Below are 23,671 nucleotides of genomic sequence, written 5' to 3'. Positions count from 1 at the left end.
ATGAAGCTCAAAACACTATTGGCAGCCCTGCTCTTAGCGGGGTTTGCCATTAACACAAAAGCGCAAACCACCGACGAAGATCTGGATGCCAAGTATGCCACCAGTCTGATACAGCCAGGCACTGTGGCTCCCGACTTCACCATGAATACCCCCGACGGCAAACCCTTCAGCCTCAGTTCGCTGAAAGGTAAGACTGTAGTACTTGATTTCTGGGCCTCGTGGTGCCCCGACTGTCGCAAGGATGCGCCTGAGGTAGTTCGCCTGTACAACGATTTCCACTCCGACAAGGTGGAGTTTGTAGGCGTATCGATGGATACCAACGTTGAAGCTTGGCAGAAGGCCATCAATCAGTACGGCATCAGCTATCCCCAGGTGAGCGAACTGAAGAAGTTTAAGGAAACCGACATCTCTAAATCCTACGGTGTACAGTGGATTCCATCCATGGTAGTCGTCTCACCCGAAGGCAATATCCTGCTCTCAACCGTACAGTATCAGAAGGTAGAGAAACTGCTGAAAGGTATCAACAAATAAACATGATAAAGGTATGAAACAAGTTATCAGCACCAATCAGGCACCAGCTGCCATCGGTCCTTACAGTCAGGCCATCCGTGTAGGCAACCTGCTCTACACCTCAGGTCAGATACCCATCAATCCTGCAACAGGAAGTTTTGTAGAGGGTGGCATCAAGGAGCAGACCCGTCAATCGCTCACCAACATCAAAGCCATTCTTGAAGAAGCAGGCTTAACCATGGCCCATGTGGTGAAGACAACCGTATTTATGGCCGACATGAACGACTTTGCCGACATGAATGCCGTTTATGCCGAGTTCTTTGCTGAGCCATATCCAGCCCGTTCGGCTGTGGCTGTAAAAACACTCCCCAAGGGTGCTTTGGTTGAAATTGAAGTTGTAGCTGCTGAATAAGCTACAACTTCACCGATAGATTGGCATAGATGTTACGACCCTTTTGGGGAATATGATTCCAATCTGAATAGGTAGAATAGTAACGATCAAACAGGTTATCAACACCCACATGGATATTAGCTACAACCGTATGGATGTTAAACTGATAACCGGCACTGATATGCCATACAGCATAGCCTGGTGTAAGACTCTCGCCATATTTATTGCTGTAGTTGCTCTGTTTGCCAACCAGTTCGCCACCCAATTCTCCTTCCCAGTTCTGATGGAACAGTTTCAATGCCGTAAGATAGGTAAAGGGAGCAATCAAAGGCAGATGAGCCCCAGTGCTCTCCTTGCCATAACTGTAACTCACCTTATTGTCCCAACGCAACCAGGAAAGAGGGGTGACACTGAATGTAAACGCAGTATTCACAATCTTCGCATGTTTTAGGTTCTGGTAAACCTTCACACCCGGAGCTCCGATAGTCATGGCCGACAATCGGTTATCGGGTGTACCGATAATGTAGTTATGGAAAAAAAATGCATTCACCTCTAGGCGAGTATCTATCACATCATTCTGCCACGAAGCCGATGTATTCAACTCAACCGCACTTTCGTTCTTAAGGTGGGGATTACCAATGTAATCATAACGGTCGAAGGCATTATTCAGGAAGTATCCAAACGACTCGGTAACCGATGGTGCACGATTACCGTATCCTGTTCCAGCAGCCAATCGCCAACCATTTTTCTGCCAGGCATAGCTTACAGACACACGTCCCATAAAAGTACGCTTGCTACGTTCCACACCTGGGAAAAATATTTCCAAGGCGTGGTAGCCTTCATCGCTGTTAATACGTTGCTGCTGCCAAGAGCCTTTTGCCGACAGATGGATACTATGCGTATCAGACAAACGGATATTATCAGACAACGACAAACCGCTGTTGAAAGTACCCACATCAGGCCACGTAAGCATGTACATGGGTTTGGCCCCCTCAACATACATGGTCATATCAGCAAAAAGGGTATTGTAATAGCAATCAAAATTAAGCTGATACTGATGTTTACCCCTTGAGCCCTCGAGCAGACTATAGAGTCCGGCCGTACTGCTTTTACCAGGCATATCCATGTGAATAATCACGTCGGGGCGTGTGCTATCATCCATATTATGGGTGATATGATTATAGTACACCTTGGTTTCCCATCGGTAGAAAAGCCCCGCAAGCTGCTCCCTGCGATAAGAAAGCGACGTGATAAGTCCTGTAGCATCGCTAACATCCATATTCAGGGCCGGATAGCCAACATCGGTGGCACGGTCGAAAATGACCGTACCCTCTACGATGTGGTTTGGGGCTGGACGGAACCCCAGGTTCAGAAACGAATTGACTTTATGGAACTTGGAAAAAGGAACATCCTGATGTCCACCAGCCCTGTAATTATCTGCATCACGATAAAACGCGCCGAAGTTGGCATAGAACGTCTGCGACGAGAACGCAGCATCGGCACCATACACCTGCAGATGGCCGTTGGCTTCATACCCAGTAGTAAGGTTAAACTCCTGAGGAGCAGCATCAAACCCCGACTTACGGAGTTTCAGATCAATACTTCCGCCGATATTTCCTGTTGCCTGTGGATTGCCATCAAGGCCCGAATCCAGTCTTACGCGCTGCAGGTTACCACTTTCTACATACGACGTTACAGGATCCATTTTATCGGTACAAGCATAGAATATCTTCATACCATCGATAGTTGTACTCAATCGCTCGGTAGACATATTGTTTACCACTGGTTCCCAGGCATATGCGCCTCGTTTCACCATGGCAACATTGTTCAACTGCAACAGATGCTCCTCTATCGATGCTGTACGCCCCTTGCCAGCCACCTTGCGCTTGGAACCGACAGTCGAGGTGATAGTCACCTCGTTAATCGATGCTTCTTTCTCGATACTGTCGGTTGGCAAAGCGGTCAATACATTACTATAATATAACGCTCCAATAAATATTGCTATACCCGCTGTCATTATTCTCTCCTCCTGCTACAATGTTACCTTCTTTGTCCTTTACAACCAGATGAATATCCCACAGGCCTGTCATGGTAAGGTTTAGCTTACCTTCGTATATGCCTGATGGCTGTTTGGTAAGAGCCACATTATCGGGCGAAGAATGATTGCCCATATCGGGCATAGTGGGTATAATTTCGATAGTAAACTCCTGATCAGCCAATGGCCAGGGTTTGGCTTTCTCAGCATTCTGCTGCGACACGTATGCCTGAATAGTGTTTATACCAGTCTGGAAATCATTAGGATTTACCAGCGAGAGGTAATAATTTACATCCTGATATTTGAACGACTTAATCCACTCCTGGCCTGTAGCATTGGCCGAAACCTCGATAACACTACCGGTATGGGCAACTGTTTTATTCTGGGTAGTTGCCTTGTATCCCAGTTCCCAATAGCCCATACTGCTACTACTCATTACGAAAGATATCCACGCGTGCTGTACGGCAGGGAATGTTTCATCGTAAAGGCTGCTCTCTGTAGCCGTTGGTGTTGAGTGCTTCATACCTTTCTCGGTCATGGTCATCACGGGACTTATCTCTGTTACAGAAAAATCACGAACAAAACCTTGATTAGAGATTTTTGTCAGCGCAAAAAACACATCATTATAGCCTGCATGCAGTTTGCCACCTCGCGAGTAAACGCTCAGGGCATATTTCTCATCGATTGTGTCGCGTAGCGATTCAATCTCTTTCAGATAACCGTTGTGCAGGAAAGTATATGCCAGAAATGTCTCTTCGGCATTGCAGCATTCGTCGTCTTCGGTTGGTATATTGATAGGTACTACTGGATCGTCACTACCTCCGCAGGCAGTGAGTGCGAAACCTGAAAACAGCCAAAAAACTATCGCGCTAATTCTTGTAAAAACTCTCTTTTCCATAATCATCATCTCCTTTTTATTTCTTTTCTTCTGTTAACTGCTGCCATGGGGCGATGGTACTTGTGTGGATATCACCCTCACGGTAAAGAACTTCAATCACCTTCTGTATCGCACAGAGATTACATCCGTCGCAGTGACTAAAATGATAACGGGCGTAGATATCACCACACGTAATGGATCCCTGTTGCTTCTTAAACTCATCATATACTTCAGCTGCCAACCGCAAATGTTTCTCCTTATCGCCACTGGCATAAAAACCTAAGGCTGCAATGGCACCGGTAAGTGCGCCACAAGTGCCTTCGCCAAACTTATGCCCGATACCACCCGAGAACGCCTCCGACATGCTTCGAAGCTGCTGCTCGCTTAGTGGACTGCCCAGTGTAGCAGCGATAGAGGTTAGTGAGAGTGCCGAGCACCCATAGTGCTGTCCGTACCGCTGCTCCAGTTGCAGCTTCACTTCTGCTTTCAGCGAGTCGAGCGTCTGATGTCGGCTTACAGCAGGAAAAGCGGCCGGACGAGCTATGCGTAGTGAGTCTGCCTGTGCATTGGTAGCACAAACGGTTACAGGCCAAGTAGCCAAAGCGAGTAAATATGCAGGCTCATACTTCATCATTATTGTCTTTTAAAACTACCACGTACGATGCGATGCTCGAATGTCTGTGTGTCCTTGAAGAGGTTGTACATGGGGCAAATCTTCTCAACAGCCTCGATCCACTCTTTCACGGCCTGAGCACTTTCGGGTGTCTTCACATGCAAAGTATAACGCACATTCTGTGGAGCAATCGACACCTTCTCAAAGCCCTTGCGACCTGCTCGTGGGTCCCATTCAGCCTCGACGGTCAGCGAGATAGAATCCACGTCGAGTGCGCGTTCTGCTGCCTGTCCCAATGAGATGTGAGTGATACAGGTGCCCAGGATGCCAAGCACACCCTCGATTGAGGTAAAACCGAGATTGGTACCACCCAGATAAGCAGGATTATCGTGCAGAATGAGATATTTATCATTTACGGTTAGCTGACGCACACCATTGGGGAAAACCTTTACCCATGGGCCCTGCTTTGGAGCAAGTGCTTTACGCAAGGCATCTGCGTCAGCCTTTGGATTCTTGGCTTTTGCTGCCTCAGCCTTAGCCTTACTGGCCTGCAGCGCCTGACGCTTACCCCAGATATACTCGCGAAGTCCAGCCAAGGTGGCGCCTTCAACCTTCTTCTCGCGTGGTGACGACTTCTGATCGATAATCAGTTGAGGTACTACGGCAGCCTTCACCAGAGTGGCTACAGCCGAGTTCTGCTCTGCCAATACTGCCAACTTTTCCAACTCAGCATCCGAGGCAGGTGAATCAATATAGATGGTGTAGAGGAAGTTGCGTGGATACCACACACGATTGGTCTTCACCTTGTCGGGCTGACCGTGGATTTCGATAGTCAGCGAGTCGATATCGATACCCAGCAGCGCAGCCTGATTCAGATAGCTGTCGGCAAGGTCGGAAGCAAACACGGCCTGAGCTGTAGTTGGGGTGTCCACACCCGAATCCTGTCCACCATGTGCATAACCACAGTCGCCAATATAATGAAACTCTCTGATTCGGAGTTCACGCACGCCCGAGCGGTTCTTGGCGGTAACATTGGCTGTAAGTGTTACTGGCTGCAAATCGCTGGCGGGTATAGCATTCCAAGCCTCAAGGGCCACCTTACGCTCCTTCAGGTGGTTACGCAACGAAGGGGCATTCTGTTCCAACTTGGCTTTCTGCTGAGCCGACTTAAAGATATTGAGAGGCCCCTGTGCGAGTGCACTACTAACCTGCAAAGCAAGGGCTGCTGTAATGATAACAATCTGATTCTTTTTCATAACTCTTTCTATTTTTAATGATTACTTATTCTTTGCTATTACTCTTTTTATACCTCCTTTGATTTCCTGCGCGTTGGTTACCAGATTGTAGATGGGGCATCCACGCTCGGTATCGGCAACCAGCTGACGGATCTCAGCCTCACTGCGTGGACTGCTTATCACCACACGCATCTGTATGTCGGTAGGATAAAGTGGGGTTTGCTCGTAGCCTTTGCGACCGCTGCGTGGGTCGAACTGGGCAGTGAGTGCTACGTTAAGGGTATCAAGTGGAATCCTGTTGCGTGCTGCGGTTCCCTCTGCCACATGGGTAAAGCACGAACCAAGCAATCCGATATGACTCTCAACAGCTGTAGGACCAAGGTCGTTACCACCAAAAATCTGTGGATGATCCTGCAACACTCTGTGATGGCGCACTTGAAGTACGGTTACACCTGATGAGGGATTGATGAAAGCAGTGGGACCGTCAGGATTCAGATAGCTCTCGCTCTGAGCAGGCGTGAACTCATTCTTACGAGAGTAAGGATAGTCGTATGCATAGCCACCAAACTTTGCCTTATCGGGACGCTGACCGCTTTCACGAAGCTGCTTGTTAGCCTCGCCTTTACGCGTTTCCCACTCAATGAACTCACGCAAACCTGGTTGATAGGTAGGTGGAATCTCCAATTCCTCGGCACTCTTATGCAGTTCAACTGTTGTGTTTACCTTATGCGCACGGATAGAGAACTGATAAAGTGGTGAGTTTTTCTCGGCCAGGACACGTAACTCCTCAAGTTGCTGGTCAGAAGCAGGCGAATCAATAAAGATGGTATAATCCAGTCCCCAGTTCTGCAGCGAATGCCCAGTCTGCTTGATATTGATGGCAAGCGAGTCGATGGCAACGCCCTTGATAGCAGCCTGTGTGACGTAGCTGTCGATGATATCACCGGCAATAGCTGCAATCACATGGTCGGGAGTACCAATTCCCAGGTCGAAGCCCCCATTGTTGTAACCACTGTCATTCAGATACTGATGCTCACGTATAATCACATGACGTGTGCCGGCACGCTGCTCTGCTGTGGCAAAAGCTCTGATAGTGATGGGGTGCAATGCTGCAGTAGGGATAGCTCTGAACTGATTGACTGCTGCCTTGCGACGCTTAAGCAGGTCGCGAAATGATGGTGCACTCTTCCAGGCTTTCTGAAAATAGCCTTTATCGGTGATGGCCTTATTCAGGCGCTGATCGTTTTGTTGAGCAAGTGCCCCCGTGAGGGTAGCACTTGCAATTACGGCTGACAAAATTAATCTTTTCATATTGCTCTCTCTTTTTTTTGTTTATTCTCTGCCTACATAGGGGTTGGTGGTGATGTCGGAACCATCGTAGCCATAGTTCTGCCAGAGATTGGGGTTAACTACTCGCTGTGCTTGTGGGATGGGGAAACGATAATGCTTGAAATCAATCGTCTGCTTGTTATACTCTGGGAAGTTCTTGGCCAAAGCACTATTCTTAATGGTCTTCACCAGAATCTTCCAGCGCTTCAGGTCGAGCAGATGTTTCTGCTCCAGGACGAACTCCCATGAGCGTTCCTGTATGATGGCACTCTTGAAGCCTTCGTAGTCAAGACCTGACTTCAGGTCGTGTGACTGTGCTGCTGCGCTGAAGATATCCTCGCGGAATGCACGGCGACGCACCTTGTTGAAGGCATCATAGGCCTGCTGATTAGGCTGTCCGTCACGCTCGTTGATAGCCTCGGCCAGTACCAGATACACCTCAGCCAGACGGATCACCTGACGGTTCATAGCACGGTCGGCAGCACTTGTCTCAACCCTGTCATGGTCGATGTACTTGTTGTAGCGTGAGAAGCCCGACTCGCGGATGCCATCACCGTCGGCATCAAAATAGAAGTGGAAATAGTTCTGTGTAGAAGGACGCCAAAGTGAGTCGGCAAATGATACATCCTTGCGCTGATCACCCGGCAGATATGAATTCTCGACGGTGTTGTCCGGACCCGGTGCGATATGTGGCAGCGACACGCTGAAGCTGGTTGAGAACGAGCAGTGGCACAGGTGGTTATTGCCCGAAGCATCGCCATCGCGTGTGCTTGATCCCAGATAGAACTGGATGGCAAATATGCTCTCCTTACCATTTCGGTTCTGGTTGTTCCAGTTGTCATAGAAATCCTCTTCAAGACTATATTCATTAGAATCGATCACCTGCTGTGCATACTGAGCCGACTTGCCGAAATACTCCTTGCGCTGCGCATCGGTCAGGTCGTCATCCACCTGAGCCCAGGTCAGGTAAACCTTTGCCAAGGCTGCCAAGGCTGCACCACGCGAGGCACGACCGATATCACTCTGACTCTGCTTACTGCGCTCAGGCAGTCGGGCTGCAGCATCCTCAAGGTCGGCCACTATCTGCTGATAAACCTCTGTCTCCGAGTTTCTTACTGCATTTGTACCGCCTTTGCTGCTGGTGATGACAGGCACTGGCCCCCACAGCTGCACGGCATAGTTCAGATAGTAAGCACGCAGAAACTTGGCTTCGCCTATCACCTGCGATGCAATCTCGGGTGACACGCCTGCAGGATTAGTCTGCAACTTCTCGATGGTATCGTTAGCACGTGCCAGCGAGGCATATACAGCACGCCACAGGCTCACCACATAGGAGTTGGTTCCATCCCATGAGAGCAGTCCTAACATGCCACCGCCACCATTAGGATTCTCACCGCTCACGGTGGTCTCGGTAGTGAGGTCGATAAGATACATGTAAGTAGTGGCCAGTTCAATATCCGACGAATATACGGCATTAACAAGTGCCTTGGCATCTGCATCGCTCTGAGGAAGATTGCTTTCGGCCAGCTCGCTCAGGTTACCCTGATCCAACGACTCGCACGATGCAAGTGTCAAGCCGAACACCACGCCTGCCAACAGAGATTGCGCTGTATGATATATCTGATTCTTTTTCATTTTTCTTATACCTTTAAAGATTAATACGACAGTTTAACACCAAATGTAAATGTACGAGATGCAGGATAGGTTCCACGATCTACGTAGCCGCTGTACTCAGGATCATAACCACTGTAATTGGTTATTGTAAGCAGGTTCTGGGCCGAAGCGTAGAGGTAAACACCCAGTTTCTGATTGTTACCCACTTTGGGCTGGAAATTGTAGCCAATCTGAATATTCTTCAGGCGCAGATAACTGGCATCTTCAATAAAGCGGCTATCAAGATAAGCGCTATAGTTATTCTGAGCTACGGCACGTGGGATGGTAGTGCTGGGATTCTCGGCTGTCCAACGGTTCAGCAGCTTGGTGGAAGCATTATAGCTGGCATTAGGCGACTCGAGTGCCTGTTCCATCTGGTTATAAAGCTTATTACCATATGAACCCTGGAAGTTAAGACTCAAGTTCCAACTCTTATAACGCAGCTGAGTAGCAAAACCATAGGTAAAATCGGGCTGTGCTGAACCAAGTACTACACGGTCGTTCTCCTGATCTACCACACCATCACCATTCTGATCTACATACTTCACGTCGCCATATTCTACGACTGGTTTGTTGGATGGTGCAGGAACCGACTTCAAATCCTCGGATGTCTGCACGATGCCATCAAACTGCCAGCCATAGTAAGTACCGAGTGCTTCGCCTGGACGGATAATGGTCTGGTTGCCGTTGATAATCTCACTCTGTCCGGTACCGATGCTTGTTACCTCGTTGTGGTTGTGGGCAATATTGGCGCTCACCTGCCATGTAAGGTCCTTGGCCTGCCAAAGGGTGGCATTAACAGCAAACTCAACACCATCATTGGTGACGTTGCCTACGTTTGTAAGCTGGCTGCTGAAACCTGTAGTCTGCTCAACAGGAATATTCAGCAGCAGGTCGGAAGTTTTCTTGTGATACACATCGAAAACAAAACCCAGTTTACCCTTCAGGATATTAAAGTCGAAACCCAAATCGTACGAGGTGGTAGTTTCCCACTTCAGGTCGTCGTTGCCCAAAGCCGAACGGTAATAGGCTGTATTCTTAATACCGCCAAGGAAATAATGGGTAGCTGCATAAGTTGAGAGGAAGGTATAGTCGCCAATCTCCTGGTTACCCACAGTACCAATGCTGGCACGCAGTTTCAAGTCTTCAATCCACTTGATGTTCTTCAGGAACTTCTCTTCGTTCACATTCCAAGCAAATCCAAGTGATGGGAACCAGCCCCATTTCTTGTTTTTGGCAAAACGGCTTGAACCATCGGCACGCAAGGTGGCTGTAAGATGGTAGCGATCCAGCAGCGAGTAGTTGATACGACCGATACCTGAATAAAGAACCGATGTTACAAAATCGGTCTCGGTAGCAATCAGCTGTGAACCCGACTGCAGACTCTGATAACCCAGATTGTCGTTGGCATAATCAGCTGTACTGCCCAGCAGTCGCTCACTCTTCTCCTGCTGATAGGTATAACCACCCAGCACCTCGAACTCGTGGATATTACCAATTTTCTTGTTCCATGTCAGGGTGACCTCAACCTGGTCGCTCTCCCAGCGCTTTGAACCCACGGCACCATAGCCATCAGAGTTGAAACCAATCTGTGAGGTGGCAGGACCGAACACACTCTGACGGGTATTCAGGATGTTTACCGAACCCTGTGTACGCAATTTCAGCCCTTTGATGATTTCCCACTGTGCAAAAGCGCTCACCAGCGTATTATCAACACGTGTCTGTGCATCCACCTCGCTCAGGTCGGCAATAGCATTTGGAGTCAGGCCATTGCGCACAAAGTCGCCTGCCTCAAAAGGATTAGCATAGTTGTAGGTACCATCAGTATTATAAATAGGTACTGCAGGCGATGTACGCAAGGCCAACTCCAGCAGGCCGCTCACACCGTTCGACTGTCCGCGGAACGACTGAGAACCGGTCTGAGTGCTCTTTGAGAAGCTCGTCTTCAGGCCAACGGTTACGTTCTTCAGAATGTCACGTTCATAGTTCAAACGTGCACCCAAGCGGGTAAATCCTGAGCCGCGAATCACACCATCCTGATTGGTATAGTTGCCCGAAATATGGAAGCGCTCATTATCCGAACCACCACTTACCGATACCTGATGCTGCTGGGTGGTAGCAGTACGGAACAAAGCATCCTGCCAATCGGTGCCCTCGCCCCAAGTCTTAACCAACTCAGGTGTAACACCCGAAGCTTTCTTCTGGGCATCGGTTGCCAACTCCAGATACAACTCGCCCCACTGCTCAGCGTTAAGCACATCCAAACGCTTACGGACCGACGATACGCCAATAGAATAACCGTAATCCACCTTAACCTTACCATGTTTACCACTCTTGGTGGTTACGATTATTACACCATTGGCACCACGCGAACCATAGATAGCCGAGGCTGACACATCCTTCAGCACCTCGATCGACTCGATGTCAGATGGGTTGATTGAGGCCAAAGGATTAAAGTTTGTACCAGCCACGCTATTGCCGGCATTAGTGGCCGAACTACTGTTGTACAGCAGTACACCATCAATCACATAAAGGGGCTCGTTACCGGCATTGATAGAGTTACCACCACGGATGCGGATATTTACCGATGCACCTGGCTGACCAGATGATGCTGTGGCATCAAGACCAGCAACGGCACCACCCAGGATGTTATCGAACGAGGTCGAGGTATTCAGCAGTTCATCATTCTTTACGGTAGTTACAGCACCAGTAAGCTGCTTACGCTTCTGTACACCATAACCTACTACTACCACCTCGTCCAGACGGTTCGAGTTATCAATCAGGGCTATCTCTACTGGCTCATCGAAATCGTAAACATCTACATCGAGGGCACGATAGCCTACGTATTCTACTTTCAGGGTCAGTGGGGCTTCTACCTTTGTCTCAAGCTTAAAGTTACCATCCACATCGGTCACCACACCTCGTCCCTTATCAGTTTTCACTATCACCGAAGCACCAATCAGCGGCTCGCCGGTGCGAACGTCTGTGATGTGTCCGGTAATCAGGTTCTGCGCAAAGGCCACTAAGGGCCCTATTGCAACAAGCGTTGCAACTAACAATCTTTTTCCCATAAGACTAATACTACTATTTATTTAAGATTCAACAATCCATATTCGTGGTTGTACTTGGTGCCCTGTGCCAGCACCCATTCCAAGAACTTGTTCACCTCGTCGTCGGCATTGTTCACACTGATGCCGACTTTCTCGATAGCAACCTCCGACTCCTTACTATTCTCGAGTGCTGTAAGCAGTTCGTCGAGTGTGCCGTTATCGCTGAAACTGTTGGCCAAGTCCTTCTTCACGTCAAGACCTACCAGCGAGAGATCTTCTTTCAGGTGGCGGCTCTTCAGATCAAAGATATTAGGAAGTGCGTTGAACGACACGCCCAGAGGATCCTTTGCCAAAGCGGTGTTCAAAAACAGGTCGTCGCCTGATATACGCTTGCCACGGAAATTGCTGCTCTCCTCGCCAAAATTGTGAGCGAACGACGAAGCTACCGATGTGGCATTGCTGCCGCTATAAACAGTGATGGTTTCGAAAGCCTTGTTCTTCTTTACTTCCTCGTCAAAATCCTCATTCAGGAAATAAAGCTGCTTTAGTTTCTTGTTGTTCAAGTGTTTACCTTCGAGCAGTCGGGCTGCCTCAGAGCTACGTGCGGTGATAGGCAGCACGGCTGTCTCTCCGAAATAAACAATCTGGCTAAAGTTTTTATCATCAAGTACTACATTCAGGTCGGAATTACCTTGTCCCTTTGCAATCTGGAACTCTACGCCTGGTTGTGTTTTTGCGTATTCTTTAATCCACTTTTCGACCAATGGACGCGCAAAGCGTGGTGCCTTAATGGTGCGTACGGTTGTATTGTTGGTGCCTTTAACTTCGTTAACGTCGTTCACACCGTTACCTTCAGCCCAAATATTGCTGATGCTGATACTGAATAATACTGCTATTGTTAATGCTATCTTTTTCATATTGCTTCTTTTTAATTTTGTTTATACCTATTATATATATACCCTCCTTCATCATCATTGTCATCATCATCTGGCGACAACAACAAACATCTTGCATACGCATTCGCATTGTTCTTTTCATACCTTTATAACCCTTTAAATAATTAATTAATGTTTCTGGGTGCAAAGGTACGGCGTTTTCTCCATCCCCACAATCCCTACCCTATGGCATTCCATATACCACATTGATGGTATATTGGTATTTTTCGACCTATTTTGTTATTTATTTGCAGGAAATATGTTAATTTTGCAGCCAAAATATAACGATATGGCAACAGATGATGCAATATTCCGTCGCTCCGAACTGCTTTTAGGCAATGAATCTATGGAGCGCATCGCCCAGAAAAGGGTGATTATCTTTGGCGTGGGAGGTGTTGGTTCATGGTGCGCAGAGAGTCTGGTACGTAGTGGTATCAGGCATTTGACGATTGTGGATAGCGACCGCGTTTGTATCACCAACATCAACCGCCAGCTGATGGCTACCACAAAGACCGTCGGTCAGGTAAAGGTAGATGCACTGAAAGAGCGCTTGCTAACAATCAACCCTTCAGTAGAGATTAATGCCCTACAAAAGGTTTTCACGGCAGAGAATGCAGATGAGTTCGAACTCGACACCTACGACTACATCATCGATGCCATCGATTCGCTGAAAGATAAGGCTACGCTTATTCTCCTGGCTTGTCGTACTAATGCCAAACTGTTCTCATCAATGGGAGCTGCCTTAAAGCTGGATCCTACCCGTATCAAAGTTACAGAGTTCTGGAAGGTACAGGGCGATCCACTGGCCCGCGCACTTAGAAAGAAATTCAAGTCGCAGAAGCAATTCCCTAAGCGAAAGTTCCAGTGCGTTTATAGCGACGAGCTACTGGAGAACCGGGGGCATAATGCCACCTGTGGCACCGAGAAGTGCATGTGCCCCAAAGCCCAGAATGGTCCAGGCGACAAGAGTCTGTTGAACCACGAGTGGTGCTCTTCTAAAGCCCAGATCAATGGTACGCTTGCTCATATCACCGCTATCTTTGGTTTTATGTTGGCAGGTCTGGTGATAGAAGATATAGAATATTATTCTACGAAATAGGCAAACAGGCTTCGAATCCAGCAAAAAACATCAATTAACGCCACGTTTATAGATATATTATCTAAATATCGCCAGATATTTGGAGGTTATATCTATTCTTTGTATCTTTGCACCCAAAATCGGAACAGTTATGGCAAAGTATATAATAGCAGATAATCAGGAAATAACAAGGTTTGCAATCGAAAGTCTGCTCAAGCAGAACGACGAGAACCAGATATACCGAGCATCAGACAAAACAAGTCTGGTTGCCAAGCTAAAGGAGCACGAGCATGCTGTGGTGATACTCGACTATACCCTGTTTGATTTTGCCGACGAAGACCAGTTGCTGATTGTAAGCGAACGCTTTGCCTTATCGCAATGGCTGCTCATCAGCGATGAGCTGACGCCTCAATTCCTGCGTCGCGTCATCTATTCATCGCATCAGTTCAGCATAGTATTTAAGGACGGACCGATGAAGGACGTGCGCGATGCCCTGCACGCTGTAAGTCACCATCAGCGTTTTATCAGTCAGCGTGCGCTCGAAGTGATTATCTCACAGCAGAACGACGAGGAAAAGCCTGACATTCTAACCGCCACCGAAGCCGAAATCGTAAAAGCCATCGCCCAAGGTAAAACCACCAAGGAGATTGCCGAAGAGCGTTTTTCGAGCATCCACACCATCACCACCCACCGCAAGAATATCTTCCGCAAACTGGGCATCAACACAGCCCACGAACTCATTAAGTATGCCATCCGTGCCGGACTGGTCGACCCTTCAGAGTTTTACATCTAAAAAAAACAGGGAAGGAGAAACATCGGTTTCCCCTCCCCAAGCCATTCGCTTTTCGGCCCCTGTTTTTGCTCAATACCCCATGCACGAGGTTGTGCCCAGCGCCGTGATGATTGCCGTAGCAATCGATGCTATCAGCTGCGCCACAAACTTAATCGTTTCTTTCTTACTCATAACTCAATTTTTACATTTTTGCATTTTTACATTTAAAGTTGGGTGGGGCTTTCGCCCCAGCCCTTAGTCGCCGATGGGCTCATGGCTGCCACCGCCCTGGTTGCCGCCGGTGTTCTGACCGCTGCCGCTACCAGAGGTGTTTCCACCGCTCGCACCGCCGCCAGCTGGCTTGTCATCCGACTCACCCTTTAACAGACTCTCGACGTTGATAAACTCGGCCTTCTTCAGGAACTCCCTCGACGAGATATTCTCCTCGGCAGCCTGCTCGGGCAGGAATCGGATGTGCAGCGCCTTCAGATGCTTGCCAACGTTAAACTCATCCTTTTTCACCGCGCCGTTCTTCTGGTTCTCCAAGGTGCAGTAGAATGTGCCAAGGCCATCAATCTTCACCTTCTTACTCTCCAACAGCATCTCGATGAGACACGAGCGGAACTTCTCCAGCACGCCGTACACCACGTCGGGGGTGTAGATAGAGCCGTGCTCCGAGATGTGAGCAGCCAACTTGCGTGTGTTCAGCGTTTCCAGGTTCTTGATGATTGCGAACCACTTGCCGAAGGCACTCGATACGCTGTTAGTGTTCTGCTTTACTTCGTACAAAATCTTTGCCATAATTTTAAAATGTGTGTTTTACATGGTATTAGATACTTTGCGGCCAACTACATCGGGTGACCGACCTCCCGCTTCTTGTTTGCGAGTACAAAGGTACAACATTTTTCGTGCGCCTCCAAATTTCGGCCCTCCAATTGGCCCGATTTTGATGAAGAATTCATCGAAATCGCTCACGCTCGACAGAATTCATGCGAGCATGACCCTGTTCTCGCTTAATCGCGATTTTCAGCACGAATTTGATGAAAATGAACGAGCCGTAATATACGATGCTCGAAGCCGTAATTTTCGACCCTCAAAGATTACCTCTCGCCAATAACGTCCAGGATGCGCATTTTTCGGTTGCCACATCGCCACTTTGCCACTTTGCAACATTAAGCCCCATCCAAATTGCAGCCTACCCCACTATAAATATATAATAATTATAATTATTATATATTCTTATACCATTCCCCACCCAAACTACCACCACCTTAATGTTACATTGTTACAAAGTTACAATGTGACGATCAATTACGTCCTATTACCATAATACAAACCTTGCAAGCGATTTCCGTTTGCAAGGCTTGTAAATCTCAAAAAAAAATTATCCTCTGTTTTCTCTCAACAGGAATTCCTTCATCTTCTCCTTGCTGGGCAGTTGAAGTTCGTATTGTGCTACAAACAACTGAGGATCCACGAATGGTGATAAGTATTCAACCATTTCTTGTCCGTACTCTGTGCAGAGGAGCAGACCTACAGGGGGATTGTCTTCAGGTTGCATATAGTTCTTGCGATAATACTCTATATACATATTCAACTGAGCAACATCCGCATAATCCAAACGATGCCCTTTCAATTCCACGATACAGTGACATTTCAATATCCTGTGGTAAAACACCAAGTCTGCCTTGAAGTAACGATCGTCGATAAGCAGTTTCTTCTGTCGTGCCTCCAAACAGAATCCCATGCCCAGCTCTAACAAGAATTCTTCCAGATGGTCAATGAGGCTTTGCTCCAATACATCTTCCTCGATAGTATCTTTTGCGTATAGCCCTAAAAACTCAAATACATAATGCGATTTCAGTTCTCCTCTGAAAGTAGGTCTCTCTATTTTGTCATTGACTTTGCTTGCCAACAGTTCTGGTTTCTTACTCCACCCGCTACGTTCGTAGTAATTGCTGTCTATCTGCCGCTGAAGTTCTCTCACACTCCATGGTCCACGCATGGCTTCGATGGCATAAAATGCTCGTTTCTGAGGGTCATTCAAGTGTATCAACTGCGCTATATGTGTGAAAGATAATCTATTAAATACCATATCAGGAGCAGCCATCACATTCCCATTTGCCGCTTTAATAGCAAATCCATCCTCAGAAACAATATCTGATTGTAATCCATCAGAAAGGCTAATCAGTGATTGGCTTTTTATAAGTCTCTGATTTCCTATCTGTTGAAAAAGGCTAATCAGTGATTGGCTTTTTTGTGTCTTATGCTGTAAATAGTCTGCTATAGGTCGTGCTATCTCAGGATAATAAAGATAGAATTGCCTATAATTCTTCAGACTGGCAAGGCTGAAGCTTTTGTCATCTAATTGTTCAGCCAAACGTTTTAGCAGTTTATCGCCATACTTTGCACGATCCTTTCCGTGCTGTTCGTATTCCACAATATAAAAACCTGTCAGCCACGCACGTGTGGTGACATTCCGATTGATGACCAATCGAGCGTCTTGTTGCAGGACATCGCTCGTGTTCTGTATACGTCTGACCAAAGAGTCAAAATCTTCACTCATCTGTAGTTTCTGTTTGTCTGTTGCCATATTGCGTTTGCAAAATTAATCAATAATCTGTTCTTTCTACCTATATAGTATGCAAAAGGATAGAACCACGTAATAAAACTTGGCCCCAATTTATAAAAGGTATATGTGATATTCTGGTCATTAGCATTCATGAGTGCAAATATACACACTTTTTTTTGATAACAACAAGTTTTTACTCAAAAACTATCATTTGCAAGGCTTGTTAATCATGGAATTAATGTTATACTTGCCACATTAGGTAAACTTCCATCCAAAATACTTCTTCATTCTTCCCCGTCTTGCCTTTATTTTAGGCCGAATTGCGTTAATCTTCCAAAATCGCTTTGCTGTTACAAGGTTTTTTTGTAACTTTGCAAGAATTTGCAGGATTTCTTTAAATAGAGGCAGTCTGGGGATTTGAGGATTTTCTGGGTTACGGATTGGAGACCGTTCTCAATTCCACGTTCTGCTATAAATTGCTTTCAATGAGCACCCGAAGATGGGTCACCAGCCATTTCATGACTCAACTTCGTGTGCAAAGGTAATCATTTCTTTTAAATTACCAAAAACATTTATTGTTTATTTACTGTATAATTTCAATATTAATCTCCGTCTTGAACTTCCTTACATAGATGAAATCAGTAATGGCAAACAACATATGCTGAAAGAGATTGTGGAATTGGCTGATGAGGTGCAAGTCCTTTGTCAACTCAGGGTCAAGACCTTCATTCCAATTAGGTGGAGGGCAATCCATACCTATGAACGTATCAAAAGTATAGCCCTCATCCCTGGGGAATGTCAGAGTCAGCACAGAAATGCCATCAGCATACATAGGATTCAGATCATCATCACACAGTGCGTACCACAAATCCTGCCTATCATCACCTTGTATAGGATGCAAAGCCGGATAGTCTGTGTCGAGATATATTTTAGCAGTAAGCTCCATCTCTTCGCCATCACCCTCATCTATGATGTTTATCATCTTATCCCAGATACGATGAGCTCGATCGTACATGTCACGAAGTGCCTCACGCAGTGCATCATTAAAGGCGATAATATCAGGTAATAGCTCTTTTTGATTTGCCAGAATCTGCTTGTTGATGATGCCTTTTCGTAGGGACAAAAGCACATCATTATCAGAGTTATAACAGCGATAATCATTATATTTTAGAAAGATCTCCCTCTCTATAACATCTACATTGTTGTCCATAATAACACGATTAGTTAATCCCATAAATTTCGATAATGCTTGCAGAACAATTCAAGTCCTTCCTCAATGGTCTTTTCTTCTTCTTCACTGAATGTTGTTATATGCTTCAGTAACTCGAATGCATCAATCATCTTCTGAATGGCCTTGTTCCATTCTGCCATTCCCTTAAACGCAGGACAATAGCCATGCTTGTCGAGAGCTTTGAATGCTTTTAATCTAGCAGCAATCACCCCAGCCAAATAATTGTCTGTGTTCCAGACTTCCTCTATTGGAAAGTCATTCTTGTAACTCCAGTTCTCAGCGGAGTCATCTTTCTTCTTCCTTTTCATATAGAATCAATATTGTTAATCCGACAAATCACGATAATACTTGCAGAACAATTCCACCCCTTGTTCAACAATCCGTATATCTTCTTCATAAGACGGAGAATAGTACTTCACCAAATCAAAAGCATCAATCATCTTCTGAATAGCCTTATTCCAATCCTCCTGGCTCTCGAAATCTTCTGGCCATCCATGTTTATCAAGAGCCTTGAAAGCTTTCAATCGAGGAGCAATCTCTCGTGCCAAATAGTGATAAGTCCCCCAGACCTCACTTATTGGAAAACTATTAATATAGTCATCATTTCTCACTTTCCTTTTTCCCATATTATTTTACTAATGGATATTTTAAATTAAACGTAGCATAGTCGATACGGACTTGTCTGCCTAATGAGGGGTCTGTAGCCAAGAGGATGTTGCTTGATTTACAATTGCCAATAAGAAGCTTGCATAAGCGTTGTTCGTCTTCCGTCAGTTCTTTATGATATTCTCCTGTTGTTAGAACCACTACCATTCTATCTAATCTGGTATTGATATCTTCCATCTCCAGTAAATCGCAGAAATACTTTGCCCCATTCGTATGCTCATCAGCATACGATGTGATTGTTTCTGGGCTAAATAGGTCTGACTTAAACAAACCACAGAGTTGTTCAATACTCATATTATTTCTTTCGTCACCCAATGCCGGAATTGCCTGAACGATAAACCTGCTGATAGCTGCCATACGCTCGTAGTAGTAGCCCATAAATTCTCTTCGGAACATCCTCTTCTTTTTAGTATTGTTCATCGATTCACTGATACACCAGAAATATTCTTTAGATTGCTTAATCAATTCCTTTTTCTTTGATTGCGGCAATTCTTTCAAAGTAGGAACATGGCCACCATTTCTGCGAATGATGGAGAAATACCGCATTGCTTTTACCTTATTATAGATAGAGTCGTCCCACCTGTCTTTGATATCTAAATCATCCTCGTCAAACCTTAAGCATTCCTGTGCCTGCTTATCCACAAAGCCATAGAATGAGGTATGCCAGATGCAACAAGCTGCTAATTCAGCATTTGTAGCTTCAACATCAGGAGCGAGAATGATTTCTTTTGTTAGTGAATGCTCCCACAAATCACCCTCCATTGGATGAGCATCGAGAATCATCTTACCTTCCCTCCACTTTTCCATTGTGATATTGCACACATCACTATTTGCATCATCATGATGCTTGGGTGTCATCTGACGCAACATATCGAAATGAATCTTATACCATTTCAAATTACCCTCTGCATCTGGATGCAAATGCAAAAGACAGGGAGCCACCTCCTCAAATGTAACGCTGTTTAATAATTCTTTGAAAGTCATAATTGTTCTTATATCTTTATTCATTATATAATTCCTTGTAGATGTATTCAGGTAAGATCTTCTGGTCTTTAACCATATCACATAGTTTTCTTAAAAATCCCCAAAGCCTTTCTTTTTCTTTCTGCTTTTGCTTTGACTCAAAAAGCCGTTGGTCTCTGATTTGTTCCTCTAAAAACACCATTTGTGCTCTTACCCATTCCTCATGTTGTATACGCTGTGAGTATAATAACAGAGTCGTTATTATACCGGTAGCGGAAACACTTAACAATACTGCAACAAATAGTTGAAATAGCAAGCGTCCTTCAAGTACCCTCATTAATGAACCACATAAAACGATAGCGACGAGGGTAATAATAACGATTGTCAACACCATTATAAGACAATCTTTTCTTCTGGAATTTCTGTTCGAGTTCATACTATTTTTCATTTATGGTGCAAAGATAAAAGAAACCCCTGCCGTTTTGGGGCAGAGGTTGAGCTTTTCTGTATCGCGCTTTATATTGTATTGTAACTTAAACCTGTAAGCCTGTAAGTATTACTTCTTTTCCTATTTTGTATTTTCTAATATGTTTTCCTTTTTTATTCCATTCTTAAACGTTATTAATTGTACTTGCTCAGTATTATTATCTTGTGGCTCATAATAACTAGGGCGATGTAAAACGACAAGTCTTTCCCTAACAAAATCCCTGTTTAAGTATTTCAGCACTTTATCGAAACAAGACTCTTCTGTTCCATCTATACGGCCTCGTTCCAACTGGGACAATCCTATTACACGAATGTTCTTTTCTTTTGCAATATGGTCAAGAAAATGCCAAATAGCATTTAGTTCTTCTTTCCTTTTCAAGCATTCTATACCTTTGACAAAATACATCAATTCTATGTAGTCGAGAATAATGGTGTCAAAAGTATATCTTCTTGACAATACAAACGATATATCCTCTATTGAAAGAAGAGGCATGTCTAATAAGCTACATTTCCATGGAATAGTATCGTCATCCGAAGTGTCTATATTTATATGGTCAGACGCCATATTGACATAAAGAACGCGTTCCCTGTGATAAGTTAACCACTTGGCTATTTTGCAAGCAAATATTGTTTTGCCCACACCGGGACCAGATGCCAGAATTGAGACTTTTCCCTTTGGAAATAATTCGTCTATCACTTTTATCTCACTTGAAAATCGTTTTTTTTCATTCTCCATAACTTTATTCTTTATATATTAATCACTATGCAAAGATAATAGAACCCAATGCCGTTTTAGGGCAGAGGTTATAAAGAAAGAATAATATAAGCTTTTATTTCAGAGGATACTCTTTGTCACGATATGCCTTCACTTCTTGTAGCACTTTCTCCATCTTGTTTTTAATCTCCTCATTGCTTTCTTCGAAAGAAATCACCTCATGAACATGGCGCGATTTGTCGCATACCCATGGATTGAATTTTTCATATGGCCAAATGCCTTTTATTAAATCTCTTGTCTTTTCAATGTCATTCTGACGTGTGAATACAAGTACCACATATTGATTCTTGTCTTCTTCAGGAGTCAAATCAATAACAATATTGTCTTTGCTATTTACATATTTTCCATCTACTTTTGTAGAATAATATTCGTGGTAAAGTATATTATAGTAAATACTTTGTACCGCCCAATTTTTACTAATCATTTTTTTTAGTGCCTTAGCACGAAGATGCATGGGATTAATAGAAGACGCATAAGATACATTTGACATTGTATATCCATTATCTTTCCCCAAATATGAGTCTCGAACAAATGCTGCCACAGGTAATGGAACAGGATAACTTGTATGTGGTATTCCTAGCACGGTAACACCATTATAATTACATCTCATAACTCTTCTACTTGTTCCTTCCAAACGGATAACCTCATACCTAATATCTGCATTATAGTTCTTTATAAGAGGCTCAAAAACCATAGAACAAGAAGAGCATATTACCATTTTGGGTTTTATTACCTCAAAAATAAGCTCCCCTGTACGTTTCATACACTCATTAACAATATCTGGTCCCAAGAGAGTATTGAGTTTTTTTGCGAGCGCTTTTTCGCTGTCATTCGCATAAGTAAAAAACAAAGCATTGGTTACTATCGTATTCTTCAGTATTTCATCTGAGATATATTTATCATCCATTATCTCAGCAAAACCAACTCTCCATAAAGCGCGTTCCATATTATTCCATATTTTCCATTCAGGGCATTTACGCCAAATTCTTGGATCACCATTACCTTTATAAAATCTTTCTTTCGCAAAGGTAATATCCAATTTGTCGTTATCGCCTCTCCCTTCATGGGCATCATGACCAAGAAATACGAATTCTACATTTCCGTCAATTTTGGGAATGTACTGAGTAGAACCTACATTGACATACTTAAGTTGGTTTACTCTATCATATACCTCCTTTTTACTAATATATAAATATGCTTCGTTAACCCATTTTTTGTATTCTTCTCCACTCATATTTTTCCAATTATATCCATAAAAAATATACAATCACGCTTATTCTATATTATCCATCGGCAGATATTGCAAAGAACTATTCTCTTCCTTATCTTCCAAAGGCACCCTAATTATTCCGCCATCATATTCATTATAATCAGCGTATTCCAATCCGTTTTCATCGCAGATCCTAAAGATTAATGCATTTGCATACTGAAGACGGTCTTCGATATACTCTATAGGAAGAAGTAATGCCTCTTCTCCTTCCCTCAACTCATAATATTCTTCTTCTAACTTGGAATAGTCATACTCTATAGCATCAACTTTTTCCCTTAATCTATCAAAATCAGGATTGGGATTCTTATGTAATGCCTCTAACCGTCCTATTAGTTCATTTATCTTTTGTTCTAACAATTCCATATACTTATACAAATAATATTGACAATTCTATTTCTTTTGTATCTGTATGGAGAGTTCTTGTCTGCCAAACTACATTCAGGCCATCCATGCAGTCGGCAAGTTTTTCAAGTAAGCCAGAAGGATTAGACGAAGCACATAACGTTACAACAGCCTTCCTTGGGGAACGTAGTTTGGCCATGTATTCACTTCTGATTGTGTCAATGATGTTTTGAAGTTGTTCTTCATCATTGGCTCCTTTTCCTTTAATGCGAACTTCATATACGCTATCAGCATCATAGAGATCTTTGAGGTCTGAATAGTCAATAGAGACAACGTCCATCTGCTGCAAAACTCCACAGACAACAGTATCTATGTTTTTCCACTGATAGGGCCAGGGACCTTGGCATGCGTTATACTCAGCTATAGCAGTTTTACGCTTTTCGTCAAAGTCTCGTCCCGCCTGTTCAAAATCATCATCAGAGATTCTTCCTGCATCATGAAGTTCGCGCAATGCAGCGTAATTCTCATAGATGTTTGTTTTCTTACTATTTTCCATATATTTAATTGTCTTGCCTTTGAATTCTGCATATGCGATTTCGCGTCTGGTGCTATCGCCAATATAACCACCCACATTGATGACAAAGATTTCATCAGCCAAGTCAATCTTTGCCAGATGCTGGCGATCTAACATATCCTTCACTCCCTCTGTCCATACCACATCGTCACCAGAATGGCCAAACAGCCCCACAGAAATAACGATGTTGCCTTCAAGTGTCAGACGCTTTTGTGCTTCCAAGAATTCTTCCTTGAAGCGAGTGCTACCGCAGAGGGTTATAACCTTAAATCCGTTAATCATATTCCTTATTTCTTTTAGGTGCAACAAAGATA

24 protein-coding genes are annotated in these 23,671 nt (G+C 44.7%); 4 read left to right on the top strand and 20 right to left on the bottom strand.

Annotated elements, in window-relative coordinates; all coding sequences use genetic code 11:
- Positions 1-531, top strand: a complete 531-nt coding sequence (locus tag PRU_RS14550) for a peroxiredoxin family protein (protein WP_013064017.1) — start codon at positions 1-3, stop codon at positions 529-531.
- A 13-nt stretch (positions 532-544) separates the two neighbouring features.
- Entirely contained in the window at positions 545-922 is a 378-nt protein-coding gene (locus tag PRU_RS14545) for a RidA family protein (protein WP_013063066.1), read from the top strand.
- 1 nt (position 923) lies between these two features.
- Here PRU_RS14545 and PRU_RS14540 read toward each other — a convergent pair whose 3' ends face one another.
- The 8 genes from PRU_RS14540 to PRU_RS14505 are packed head-to-tail and all read right to left on the bottom strand — an operon-like array spanning position 924 to position 12,610.
- Positions 924-2,858, bottom strand: coding sequence for a TonB-dependent receptor (locus PRU_RS14540; protein ID WP_177168163.1), 1,935 nt, complete (start codon positions 2,856-2,858; stop codon positions 924-926).
- A 16-nt stretch (positions 2,859-2,874) separates the two neighbouring features.
- Positions 2,875-3,834, bottom strand: coding sequence for a FixH family protein (locus PRU_RS14535; protein ID WP_170857884.1), 960 nt, complete (start codon positions 3,832-3,834; stop codon positions 2,875-2,877).
- 16 nt (positions 3,835-3,850) lie between these two features.
- Positions 3,851-4,447 carry a C-GCAxxG-C-C family protein gene (locus PRU_RS15505; protein ID WP_049769197.1) on the bottom strand — a complete coding sequence of 199 codons (597 nt, stop codon included), beginning with the start codon at positions 4,445-4,447 and terminating at the stop codon, positions 3,851-3,853.
- Entirely contained in the window at positions 4,447-5,682 is a 1,236-nt protein-coding gene (locus tag PRU_RS15500) for an OsmC family protein (RefSeq protein WP_013064099.1), read from the bottom strand. The genes PRU_RS15505 and PRU_RS15500 overlap by 1 nt, the downstream gene beginning before the upstream one ends.
- Positions 5,683-5,703: 21 nt before the next feature.
- Positions 5,704-6,972 (bottom strand): OsmC family protein, encoded by a 1,269-nt coding sequence (locus PRU_RS15495; protein ID WP_013063383.1) that lies wholly within the window; start codon positions 6,970-6,972, stop codon positions 5,704-5,706.
- Positions 6,973-6,993: 21 nt separating this feature from the next.
- Positions 6,994-8,625: a RagB/SusD family nutrient uptake outer membrane protein gene (locus PRU_RS14515; protein ID WP_013065383.1), complete on the bottom strand. Its 1,632-nt coding sequence runs from the start codon at positions 8,623-8,625 to the stop codon at positions 6,994-6,996.
- Between the two features lie 20 nt (positions 8,626-8,645).
- Positions 8,646-11,714, bottom strand: a complete 3,069-nt coding sequence (locus PRU_RS14510) for a SusC/RagA family TonB-linked outer membrane protein (RefSeq protein ID WP_013064792.1) — start codon at positions 11,712-11,714, stop codon at positions 8,646-8,648.
- Positions 11,715-11,731: 17 nt separating this feature from the next.
- Positions 11,732-12,610: a hypothetical protein gene (locus PRU_RS14505; protein WP_013063145.1), complete on the bottom strand. Its 879-nt coding sequence runs from the start codon at positions 12,608-12,610 to the stop codon at positions 11,732-11,734.
- 307 nt (positions 12,611-12,917) lie between these two features.
- Here PRU_RS14505 and PRU_RS14500 point away from each other — a divergent pair, with 307 nt between their 5' ends.
- Both PRU_RS14500 and PRU_RS14495 read left to right on the top strand, forming a co-directional pair.
- Positions 12,918-13,727 carry a tRNA threonylcarbamoyladenosine dehydratase gene (locus tag PRU_RS14500; protein ID WP_013065272.1) on the top strand — a complete coding sequence of 270 codons (810 nt, stop codon included), beginning with the start codon at positions 12,918-12,920 and terminating at the stop codon, positions 13,725-13,727.
- A gap of 130 nt (positions 13,728-13,857) precedes the next feature.
- Complete coding sequence (locus PRU_RS14495) at positions 13,858-14,499, top strand: helix-turn-helix transcriptional regulator (RefSeq protein WP_013064366.1); 642 nt, start codon at positions 13,858-13,860, stop codon at positions 14,497-14,499.
- Positions 14,500-14,568: 69 nt separating this feature from the next.
- Here the strand turns inward: PRU_RS14495 and PRU_RS16200 are convergent, their stop codons facing one another.
- The 12 genes from PRU_RS16200 to PRU_RS16380 form a co-directional block, all read right to left on the bottom strand.
- Positions 14,569-14,670 (bottom strand): smalltalk protein, encoded by a 102-nt coding sequence (locus PRU_RS16200; protein WP_177168164.1) that lies wholly within the window; start codon positions 14,668-14,670, stop codon positions 14,569-14,571.
- A gap of 63 nt (positions 14,671-14,733) precedes the next feature.
- Positions 14,734-15,279, bottom strand: coding sequence for an HU family DNA-binding protein (locus tag PRU_RS14490; protein WP_013063743.1), 546 nt, complete (start codon positions 15,277-15,279; stop codon positions 14,734-14,736).
- Between the two features lie 583 nt (positions 15,280-15,862).
- Positions 15,863-17,071 (bottom strand): PDDEXK nuclease domain-containing protein, encoded by a 1,209-nt coding sequence (locus tag PRU_RS14485; protein ID WP_013063459.1) that lies wholly within the window; start codon positions 17,069-17,071, stop codon positions 15,863-15,865.
- 562 nt (positions 17,072-17,633) lie between these two features.
- The gene (locus PRU_RS14480; protein WP_143040099.1) at positions 17,634-18,284 is read right to left on the bottom strand and encodes a hypothetical protein; all 651 of its coding nucleotides are present in this window, start codon (positions 18,282-18,284) and stop codon (positions 17,634-17,636) included.
- Positions 18,275-18,589 (bottom strand): hypothetical protein, encoded by a 315-nt coding sequence (locus tag PRU_RS14475; protein WP_041386395.1) that lies wholly within the window; start codon positions 18,587-18,589, stop codon positions 18,275-18,277. Before PRU_RS14475 ends, PRU_RS14480 begins: the two co-directional genes overlap by 10 nt.
- Before the next feature lie 15 nt (positions 18,590-18,604).
- Positions 18,605-18,907 carry a hypothetical protein gene (locus PRU_RS14470; RefSeq protein WP_041386393.1) on the bottom strand — a complete coding sequence of 101 codons (303 nt, stop codon included), beginning with the start codon at positions 18,905-18,907 and terminating at the stop codon, positions 18,605-18,607.
- Between the two features lies 1 nt (position 18,908).
- Entirely contained in the window at positions 18,909-19,931 is a 1,023-nt protein-coding gene (locus tag PRU_RS14465) for a DUF6557 family protein (RefSeq protein WP_143040100.1), read from the bottom strand.
- Positions 19,932-19,947: 16 nt separating this feature from the next.
- Entirely contained in the window at positions 19,948-20,346 is a 399-nt protein-coding gene (locus tag PRU_RS14460) for a hypothetical protein (protein ID WP_187288012.1), read from the bottom strand.
- 132 nt (positions 20,347-20,478) lie between these two features.
- The gene (locus PRU_RS14455) at positions 20,479-21,132 is read right to left on the bottom strand and encodes an ATP-binding protein (RefSeq protein WP_013063007.1); all 654 of its coding nucleotides are present in this window, start codon (positions 21,130-21,132) and stop codon (positions 20,479-20,481) included.
- A 94-nt stretch (positions 21,133-21,226) separates the two neighbouring features.
- Positions 21,227-22,405, bottom strand: a complete 1,179-nt coding sequence (locus PRU_RS14450; protein ID WP_143040102.1) for a hypothetical protein — start codon at positions 22,403-22,405, stop codon at positions 21,227-21,229.
- Positions 22,406-22,444: 39 nt separating this feature from the next.
- On the bottom strand, positions 22,445-22,804 hold the full coding sequence (locus PRU_RS14445) for a hypothetical protein (protein ID WP_041386390.1): 360 nt from the start codon (positions 22,802-22,804) through the stop codon (positions 22,445-22,447).
- A 4-nt stretch (positions 22,805-22,808) separates the two neighbouring features.
- A complete protein-coding gene (locus PRU_RS16380; protein ID WP_013063433.1) occupies positions 22,809-23,639 on the bottom strand; it encodes a hypothetical protein in 831 nt (276 codons plus the stop codon).
- Positions 23,640-23,671 lie beyond the last annotated feature (32 nt).

This window comes from Xylanibacter ruminicola 23, assembly GCF_000025925.1.
In the GTDB taxonomy this organism is placed as follows: Bacteria; Bacteroidota; Bacteroidia; order Bacteroidales; family Bacteroidaceae; genus Prevotella; species Prevotella ruminicola.
The sequence above is the reverse complement of the archived record's forward strand: the minus strand, read 5'-3'. Positions and strand labels throughout refer to the sequence as shown.

What these genes read in the sequence shown, in the direction of transcription:
- PRU_RS14510 (WP_013064792.1), bottom strand. Translation starts at nt 11,714, where the DNA reads ATGGGAAAAAGATTGTTAGTTGCAACGCTTGTTGCAATAGGGCCCTTA.
- PRU_RS16200 (WP_177168164.1), bottom strand. Translation starts at nt 14,670, where the DNA reads ATGAGTAAGAAAGAAACGATTAAGTTTGTGGCGCAGCTGATAGCATCG.
- PRU_RS14460 (WP_187288012.1), bottom strand. Translation starts at nt 20,346, where the DNA reads ATGAACTCGAACAGAAATTCCAGAAGAAAAGATTGTCTTATAATGGTG.
- PRU_RS15500 (WP_013064099.1), bottom strand. Translation starts at nt 5,682, where the DNA reads ATGAAAAAGAATCAGATTGTTATCATTACAGCAGCCCTTGCTTTGCAG.
- PRU_RS14545 (WP_013063066.1), top strand. Translation starts at nt 545, where the DNA reads ATGAAACAAGTTATCAGCACCAATCAGGCACCAGCTGCCATCGGTCCT.
- PRU_RS14505 (WP_013063145.1), bottom strand. Translation starts at nt 12,610, where the DNA reads ATGAAAAAGATAGCATTAACAATAGCAGTATTATTCAGTATCAGCATC.
- PRU_RS14485 (WP_013063459.1), bottom strand. Translation starts at nt 17,071, where the DNA reads ATGGCAACAGACAAACAGAAACTACAGATGAGTGAAGATTTTGACTCT.
- PRU_RS16380 (WP_013063433.1), bottom strand. Translation starts at nt 23,639, where the DNA reads ATGATTAACGGATTTAAGGTTATAACCCTCTGCGGTAGCACTCGCTTC.
- PRU_RS14455 (WP_013063007.1), bottom strand. Translation starts at nt 21,132, where the DNA reads ATGGAGAATGAAAAAAAACGATTTTCAAGTGAGATAAAAGTGATAGAC.
- PRU_RS14465 (WP_143040100.1), bottom strand. Translation starts at nt 19,931, where the DNA reads ATGACTTTCAAAGAATTATTAAACAGCGTTACATTTGAGGAGGTGGCT.
- PRU_RS14470 (WP_041386393.1), bottom strand. Translation starts at nt 18,907, where the DNA reads ATGGGAAAAAGGAAAGTGAGAAATGATGACTATATTAATAGTTTTCCA.
- PRU_RS14535 (WP_170857884.1), bottom strand. Translation starts at nt 3,834, where the DNA reads ATGGAAAAGAGAGTTTTTACAAGAATTAGCGCGATAGTTTTTTGGCTG.
- PRU_RS15505 (WP_049769197.1), bottom strand. Translation starts at nt 4,447, where the DNA reads ATGATGAAGTATGAGCCTGCATATTTACTCGCTTTGGCTACTTGGCCT.
- PRU_RS14490 (WP_013063743.1), bottom strand. Translation starts at nt 15,279, where the DNA reads ATGGCAAAGATTTTGTACGAAGTAAAGCAGAACACTAACAGCGTATCG.
- PRU_RS14495 (WP_013064366.1), top strand. Translation starts at nt 13,858, where the DNA reads ATGGCAAAGTATATAATAGCAGATAATCAGGAAATAACAAGGTTTGCA.
- PRU_RS14500 (WP_013065272.1), top strand. Translation starts at nt 12,918, where the DNA reads ATGGCAACAGATGATGCAATATTCCGTCGCTCCGAACTGCTTTTAGGC.
- PRU_RS14550 (WP_013064017.1), top strand. Translation starts at nt 1, where the DNA reads ATGAAGCTCAAAACACTATTGGCAGCCCTGCTCTTAGCGGGGTTTGCC.
- PRU_RS14515 (WP_013065383.1), bottom strand. Translation starts at nt 8,625, where the DNA reads ATGAAAAAGAATCAGATATATCATACAGCGCAATCTCTGTTGGCAGGC.
- PRU_RS15495 (WP_013063383.1), bottom strand. Translation starts at nt 6,972, where the DNA reads ATGAAAAGATTAATTTTGTCAGCCGTAATTGCAAGTGCTACCCTCACG.
- PRU_RS14480 (WP_143040099.1), bottom strand. Translation starts at nt 18,284, where the DNA reads ATGGGATTAACTAATCGTGTTATTATGGACAACAATGTAGATGTTATA.
- PRU_RS14450 (WP_143040102.1), bottom strand. Translation starts at nt 22,405, where the DNA reads ATGAGTGGAGAAGAATACAAAAAATGGGTTAACGAAGCATATTTATAT.
- PRU_RS14475 (WP_041386395.1), bottom strand. Translation starts at nt 18,589, where the DNA reads ATGAAAAGGAAGAAGAAAGATGACTCCGCTGAGAACTGGAGTTACAAG.
- PRU_RS14445 (WP_041386390.1), bottom strand. Translation starts at nt 22,804, where the DNA reads ATGGAATTGTTAGAACAAAAGATAAATGAACTAATAGGACGGTTAGAG.